The sequence below is a fragment of the Heyndrickxia sporothermodurans genome, from assembly GCF_003055045.1.
GTDB classification, from domain to species: Bacteria; Bacillota; Bacilli; order Bacillales; family Bacillaceae_C; genus Heyndrickxia; species Heyndrickxia sporothermodurans.
Genome location: NZ_NAZB01000057.1, coordinates 1 through 6,617, shown reverse-complemented (window position 1 = coordinate 6,617; position 6,617 = coordinate 1). Strand labels below are relative to the sequence as shown.

At 36.8% G+C, this 6,617-nt stretch carries 10 protein-coding genes; all 10 read left to right on the top strand.

What is annotated here, in order from left to right; translation table 11 throughout:
* Positions 1-43: 43 nt before the first annotated feature.
* The gene (locus B5V89_RS17625) at positions 44-682 is read left to right on the top strand and encodes a hypothetical protein (RefSeq protein WP_107919800.1); all 639 of its coding nucleotides are present in this window, start codon (positions 44-46) and stop codon (positions 680-682) included.
* Between the two features lie 95 nt (positions 683-777).
* Positions 778-1,026: a hypothetical protein gene (locus B5V89_RS17620; protein ID WP_107919799.1), complete on the top strand. Its 249-nt coding sequence runs from the start codon at positions 778-780 to the stop codon at positions 1,024-1,026.
* Between the two features lie 52 nt (positions 1,027-1,078).
* Positions 1,079-1,306 carry a hypothetical protein gene (locus B5V89_RS17615; RefSeq protein WP_213083815.1) on the top strand — a complete coding sequence of 76 codons (228 nt, stop codon included), beginning with the start codon at positions 1,079-1,081 and terminating at the stop codon, positions 1,304-1,306.
* A 297-nt stretch (positions 1,307-1,603) separates the two neighbouring features.
* Entirely contained in the window at positions 1,604-2,215 is a 612-nt protein-coding gene (locus B5V89_RS17610) for a TetR/AcrR family transcriptional regulator (RefSeq protein ID WP_108073289.1), read from the top strand.
* The gene (locus B5V89_RS17605) at positions 2,208-2,750 is read left to right on the top strand and encodes a hypothetical protein (protein ID WP_108073287.1); all 543 of its coding nucleotides are present in this window, start codon (positions 2,208-2,210) and stop codon (positions 2,748-2,750) included. The genes B5V89_RS17610 and B5V89_RS17605 overlap by 8 nt, the downstream gene beginning before the upstream one ends.
* Before the next feature lie 354 nt (positions 2,751-3,104).
* Positions 3,105-4,214 carry a hypothetical protein gene (locus B5V89_RS17600; RefSeq protein ID WP_108073285.1) on the top strand — a complete coding sequence of 370 codons (1,110 nt, stop codon included), beginning with the start codon at positions 3,105-3,107 and terminating at the stop codon, positions 4,212-4,214.
* A 449-nt stretch (positions 4,215-4,663) separates the two neighbouring features.
* Complete coding sequence (locus B5V89_RS17595) at positions 4,664-4,993, top strand: PadR family transcriptional regulator (RefSeq protein WP_108073283.1); 330 nt, start codon at positions 4,664-4,666, stop codon at positions 4,991-4,993.
* A complete protein-coding gene (locus tag B5V89_RS17590; RefSeq protein WP_108073281.1) occupies positions 4,990-5,367 on the top strand; it encodes a DUF1048 domain-containing protein in 378 nt (125 codons plus the stop codon). The genes B5V89_RS17595 and B5V89_RS17590 overlap by 4 nt, the downstream gene beginning before the upstream one ends.
* Positions 5,368-5,385: 18 nt before the next feature.
* Positions 5,386-5,730 (top strand): DUF1048 domain-containing protein, encoded by a 345-nt coding sequence (locus B5V89_RS17585; RefSeq protein WP_108073279.1) that lies wholly within the window; start codon positions 5,386-5,388, stop codon positions 5,728-5,730.
* A gap of 122 nt (positions 5,731-5,852) precedes the next feature.
* On the top strand, positions 5,853-6,617 hold a 765-nt coding region (locus B5V89_RS17580), incomplete at its 3' end, for an ABC transporter ATP-binding protein (protein WP_108073277.1).

The window sequence follows — 6,617 nt, the reverse complement described above, 5'->3', positions numbered from 1 at the left end:
ATAAAAGTTTTGACAAAACGCGAATAAAATAAGGGGTTTTAAAATGATTGATTTTATAATTCAGTATAAGTGGTTACTTGTGATAATTGGTGAAATTCTCTTTTTTGCCTTTGCTGGAGCCTTTTTTATTATAAGATATTGGTTTCGTCAGCCAGTTGTGAGCTACATTTTTGTTATCCTGCTAATTCTTAATGAATTGTTCCTTGCATTGTTGGCGATTTATGATTATATACAGACGGGGGAATTTTCCTCTTTTCAGGTTGTTACTGCTATTTTTTATATTTATCTTATTTTTGAAGGAAAAAAGGAGTTTACGCGAATAGACCGCTATATTAAAAGGAAAGTAGCTTTATGGAAAGGTGAGACGGTACCCGATTTTCAAAAGGTCGAGGATGTGAACAGTAAAAAGTATGGTCGTGCCCATGCCAGAGAAGAAAGAAAAGGTTGGTACATCCATCTTTTGATTTTTGTAATCGCACAATTGATTTTTTTAAATACGAGCAGTTTCGCTGGTTGGCAAGGGATTAACTTGAATCATATTGGTAACTGGTTTCAAATTTATGAAGATCAAAGCATTAATCAAGCAAATGGTGTATGGGGAGTTATTTTAGTCATTGATTTTATTTGGTCGTTCTCATACACAATCTGGCCAAAGAAGGAAAAGTCTAAGTCCAATAAGTGATAAAAAATGATCAAACATATCCATTTAACATTTACAGTATTTTCTGTTATTTTAAATGTATACAAAACTCTGGAAATGGGGGGTACCAAATAAAGATGCAAAGGAAATCAATCCGATTGATCGTTGTTGGACTATTTATTATAATTTTAGCGGCTTGTCATTCAAATCAAAATACAAGTGGTGAAAACGGAAAAGAAAATGAGGAAAAAACGGAGAAAAAAGGAACGGTTAAGGAAGAAAAACCAGAAACGACAGAAGCGGTTGTACCCGAAGAGACGTATAAAGAATTAGACTTTCAAAATGTAACGTGGGGATTTGGCACACCGGATCTGGATTTACACTAAGGAAAATCATCCGAAAAAATTTGATTCTACTTTTACATGGGATAAAAATGATGTGCTGTTAGTACAAATTAACGATTCAAAATATAAAGGCTATAGGTTAATACCAAAGAAGCTTCAAGTAGTTAACGAAGGTACCGTCCAAATCGTAGTTGCATTGGAAAAGGAAGCAGGGAATGAACAGCAATTCCCACGCCGTTTTATGGAAGTCGAGAAAAATGTATTAGCGAATAAAAAGTTTGTTGTTGTAACAGAAAATGGTGAAAACGTGAAGTTGAATTAAAGACTGATGTTTGTAGAAATAGCATAAAAACTAGCCAATCTTCAACCGAAAGCCGAATCCCATACTACATTATTGACAGAATGAATCTTATTTTAGCCCGTCAAAAATTCAAAAGTACAACTGTAGAAATAATTAGAAGAAGAGGTCTTATATCAACAGTCCCATAAATGTTATGGGGCTGTTTTATTTTTTCAGTTTTTGCATCTAAAACAAGTAAAGCGTTTTACAATATAATCATATTGCAAAGGAACAAAGATTACAATATAATCATATTATAAAAAGAAAGGAGTATTCTTTATGCCTAAAAAAGTGGATCTTGTGGAGAGAAGAAATCAAATTGCAGAAGCTACTTGGCAAGTGATATTGAAAAAAGGTATAGATAAAGCGTCTATTCAAAATATTGCAGTTGAAGCGAAAATGTCGGTTGGACTTATTCAGCATAATTTTTCATCCAAGGACGAACTAATTCAATATGCGATGAAATTAGTGCTAGATCGAATGGAGGAACGTGTAAAAGATCGTTCTAACGCATTTTCTGGAACGAAAGAAGAAGCACTAAGAAGCTTAATGAAATTTCTTATACCGATCAGCCATGAGGAAGTGATGGAAGCAAGGGTATGGATTGCCTTTTTAGGTAATTCCTTTAGTGATCCTAAGCTACTTGAACTGAGGAAAAAAATGGATTGCTATTCAAGGAAAATGATGACGATTATTGTGAAACTTATGGAGGAGCTAGGATATTTGCATAAAAAGAACGACCAAGATTTGGAAGTTGAGATTCTTTATTCTTTTATTGATGGACTTGTCATTCACGCACTCCAAAGTCCGGAGCGGTATACGGATGAAAAACTGGATCAACTTATAGAGTATTACTTAAAAGGGAGAAAGGAGAAAAAAATGGATGGATAAAGTATCACTTATCATACTTTTGGTCGTTGGACTATTAATCTTCCGTCAATTTATCCCTAAGGAAGTTAAACGATTTGACCTAATCGGACTGCCCATTTTGGGATTAATTAAAACATACTCAGGTCTACCTAAAACCTTGGATGTTGTAATTATGGCAGAATTATTCTGTCTCCTTATCTTGGCGGCAGTTATTGGTTACTTTCAGGCTAAGAAAACGAAGGTCGTTTACCATAATGGTAAATTGAGTACGATTGGAGGAGTCCAGTATATTATTGGATGGCTAGTCTTGCTTATAGGAAGAATAATTATCTTATTTCTGTTTAACTTTACTGTTTTCAAAGAGGCACTTTATTTAGGAAAAGGACATTTAAAAGATGAAATCATTCTTTTGGTTTCTAATTCGGGAGATTGGTTAATCTGGTCCACTATTGCTGCATCTTCAATACTTTATAGTTTGACCTTGTATAAAGATCATCCGGAAATCAAGGAATTTATTCATACACAGGTGAAACAAAAAAGACAAGATATAGATTGAAGGGATGGTTAAAAGGGAGCGTGAACGATGAGAAACGGAAAAGTAACCATCCCAAAGGTTACTCCTTTGAATTTAGCAACCGCACTTCCTAAGGGGTAGCAATTGGAACGCTGATGCTGGAACATCGGCGTTCTTTTTTAGTGTATTCTTATATTTATTATCATATAGCAATCTTAAAATGAAAGGGAACTACTGAAATGTAAGTAAAAACTGAATTGATATTTTGCTCAGCTAAAGAGAGCGATTATAAAACAATATATATGTGAATATTTTCGAACAAAAGAGGTCAAATACGCTATATTATTGCCACTACCGTTATAATTAAAAATAACAAAACACGGAAGGTGGGGTAGCATGGTTGGTTCTTTATCACTTAATGAAATAGCATGGAAACGTACCATAATATTTTTATTTTTAATTATCATCCCGAATTTTCTCGTTATGCAAGTTCAGCTAGTTGGCCCTGTTAATGACATGGTTGGACTTGGAACAGCGCTTGATCTTGTCATCATCTTGCCATTAGCACTTTATTTTTTTGGATTTAAGAAAAGAGTTTCCTGGTTGGTGTTGTGCGCATTTGTGTTCTGGGGGCTGCTCCTTGCTAATTGGATTATTCCTGATGAAGCAGATGCATATCTTTCCTATTTCAACCGTTCAGTTATAGTAATAGAGGCCGGGGTCATTGTATTAGAATTGGTCCTATTTGTCGCTATCGTAAAAAGGATTCCTCTCCTTCTTAAGAATTACAAGAATGAGAAGAATATGCATTATCACTTTTTATTAAGTTTTTCTGCAGCTATCCAAAGTACGTTTTCATTCAAGAATGAAAGGTTAAATAAATTCCAGTTCACACTACGTATTTTGGCAACAGATATTGCAGCGATCTATTATAGTTTGTTTAGCTGGCGAAAAAGCGTACCCGTTATTGAGAAAGGAAAAGGTAATACGTTTACATTTCATAAGAATGGGAGTTACCAAGGTGTATTTTTTATGATTGTTCATGCAATGATCATTGAGATTGTTGCGGTGCACGTTATTGTTTCCAATTTTAGCTACACTGCTGCTTGGATACTTACTGGTCTTGATATTTATACTTTATTGTTCATCATATCTGATTACCAAGCAATCCGCTTATCTCCTGTCATATTAGATTCAAAAGGCATACATTTTCAAAAAGGGATTCGACAATACGGATTCGTACCATGGGAACAAGTAAATGGGGTAAACGAAAATACAAAGACCCCAAAGGAAGTAGATCAAGATCGTCAAGCAATCGCACTAGCGCTTCACGGTCTGGAAAAAGAACCGATCCCCTATGTTATCAAACTAAAAGAACCCCTAGAAATTCAACAAATCTTTGGTTTTAAGAAAATCATCGAATCCATATATTTGAAAATGGATGAGCCACATAAATTTAATGAGACTGTTCATTCTTACTTAAAGGACATTAATTTTAATGATTAAATAATGGTTGATTCATGATGAATACAGACCAGAAAATTGTCTAACTTAGTTTCCGCCAACAAGCAGTAAGCTACCACCTTATTAGTATATGATGTGTGAGTGAATCTATATCACGGAAACAAGCCAGGGCTGTTCATATAAAAAAACCAGCTACGTCCTATCAAGAGATTAGCTGGTTTAAAAATATTTAGAAAATCTATTTACAGTTTTACTACTACGTGTTACATTATACCTGTAGTAAGTCTTACTAAATACCAACACCACTGAACAGTGAAGTTGCGAAAATATTTTTAAGAAAAGTAATTGACACTCCTGCTACTTGGTTATACTATATACTTGTAATAAGTAATACTCAATAGCGAAGTTCACTAAAAGTTATTGAGTAAAAATTTACCTCAGTACTATGTTATACTGAATACAAGTCAGACAGAATAGAGGTGGCTCTAAATATGGAAAATTTAACTGAAATGCTGAAGGGTTCGCTGGAGGGCTGCGTTCTGGAAATCATCAGCCGTCATGAAACCTATGGCTACGAGATTACTCGCCGCTTGAACGAGCTTGGATTTACCGAGGTTGTGGAAGGGACGGTCTACACCATCCTCGTGCGATTAGAAAAGAAAAAACTGGTGAACGTTGAAAGAAAACCGTCGGATATGGGGCCGCCCCGCAAGTTTTACTCGCTTAATGAGGCTGGCCGCAAGGAACTTGAATTGTTTTGGAAAAAGTGGGACTTTGTATCATCAAAAATTAATATCCTAAAAGGGGGAGCAATAAAATGAAGAAATTTATAGAGCTCATCATAGGTGATCTAGAAAGCAAGAAAGAATACAAGGCATTTATGAAAAAAGTAAATGCCCTCCCGAAAGATTATGCCTTTGTGTTCAAAAAGATTCAAAAGTACATGTGGAATTTCGGATACGGATTTGGTGAAGAAATCATCAATCTGTATGAACTGTTTGAAGCTAGCGCAGCAGAAGGCAAGCATGTACTGGATGTTACCGGTGAAGACGTGGCGGCATTTGCCGACGAATTGATGGCTCTCTCAAAACTCCATGGAGAATCGGAGAGCATATTAGGAAGGAACGTAGATTTAAAAAAAGAAATTGCGAGTAGAGTTGAACAGCAAGTGAAAATATGGACGAATAAAAAATAAAGTAGGAGGTTAAATACTATGGTAAATTTCATTAAAAAGATACTTGAAGACAAAAAAGAATACAAAGAAATGATGGCGCGTGTGGAAGCATTGCCAGGCGACTACCCAGAAACCTATAAAAAAATCTGCAACTATATGTGGAATTTCGCATCTGGTAACGGAATGGATATGTTGAGAATTCAGTATGATCTCATTGATTTGTTTGAAGCCGGTGCGGCAAATGGAAAAGAAGTTTTGGAAGTGACAGGTGAAGACGTGACAGCATTCGCCAATGGACTTATCGATCAAGCGAAAAGTTGGGAAAATAAGTTACGCAATAATTTAAACAAAAGCATTTTAAATCGTGTTGGTAAGAAAAAGTAAGCGTTGAACAACCCAACTGAACAGCTTTATAAAACAAGATGTTCAGTTATATTTTTAACTAAGTACTAAGTTATACTTATTATCAGTCTTACTGAATAGAGGGATACAAGGAGGAAAATAGTATGAAAAATGCAGCGATTTCTGTAAAAGGGTTAAAAAAGTCCTTTAAAGATAAGGAAGTCTTAAAGGGGGTAGATTTTGAGGTGCGGCGTGGCGAAATTTTCGCACTGCTTGGATCAAATGGAGCGGGCAAGACGACGACGGTCAACATTCTTTCGACACTGATGAAGTCCGATGGTGGTGAAGTATGTATTTGCGGCTTTGACACCCAGCGTCAATCGGATCATGTTCGCCAGAGCATCAGCCTGACAGGGCAGTTCGCAGCTTTAGACGGCATGCTCACTGGGCGGGAAAATCTGATAATGATTGCCAAGTTGCGGGGAGTTTCCAATCCGGCACAAGTTGCCGACCATCTGCTTGCAAAATTCAGCTTAACGGACGCGGCCAACCGCCGAGCCGATCAGTATTCGGGCGGAATGAAGCGCCGCATTGACATTGCCATGAGCCTAATCGGTAAGCCAGCAGTCATTTTTCTCGACGAACCGACGACAGGGCTTGATCCAGAAGCACGGATTGAGGTTTGGAATTCCGTCAAGGAGCTTGCCAAAGGCGGCACGACCATTTTGCTGACGACCCAGTACTTGGAGGAAGCAGAACAACTAGCGGACCGTATCGCCATCCTTCATGGCGGAAAAATCATTACGATCGGTACCCTTACCGAACTTAAGGAAATGTTCCCGCCAGCGAAAGTGGAGTACATCGAGAAGCAGCCAACATTGGAGGAAATTTTCCTCGCAATTATCGGCAAAAAGACTTGTGGTAATAAG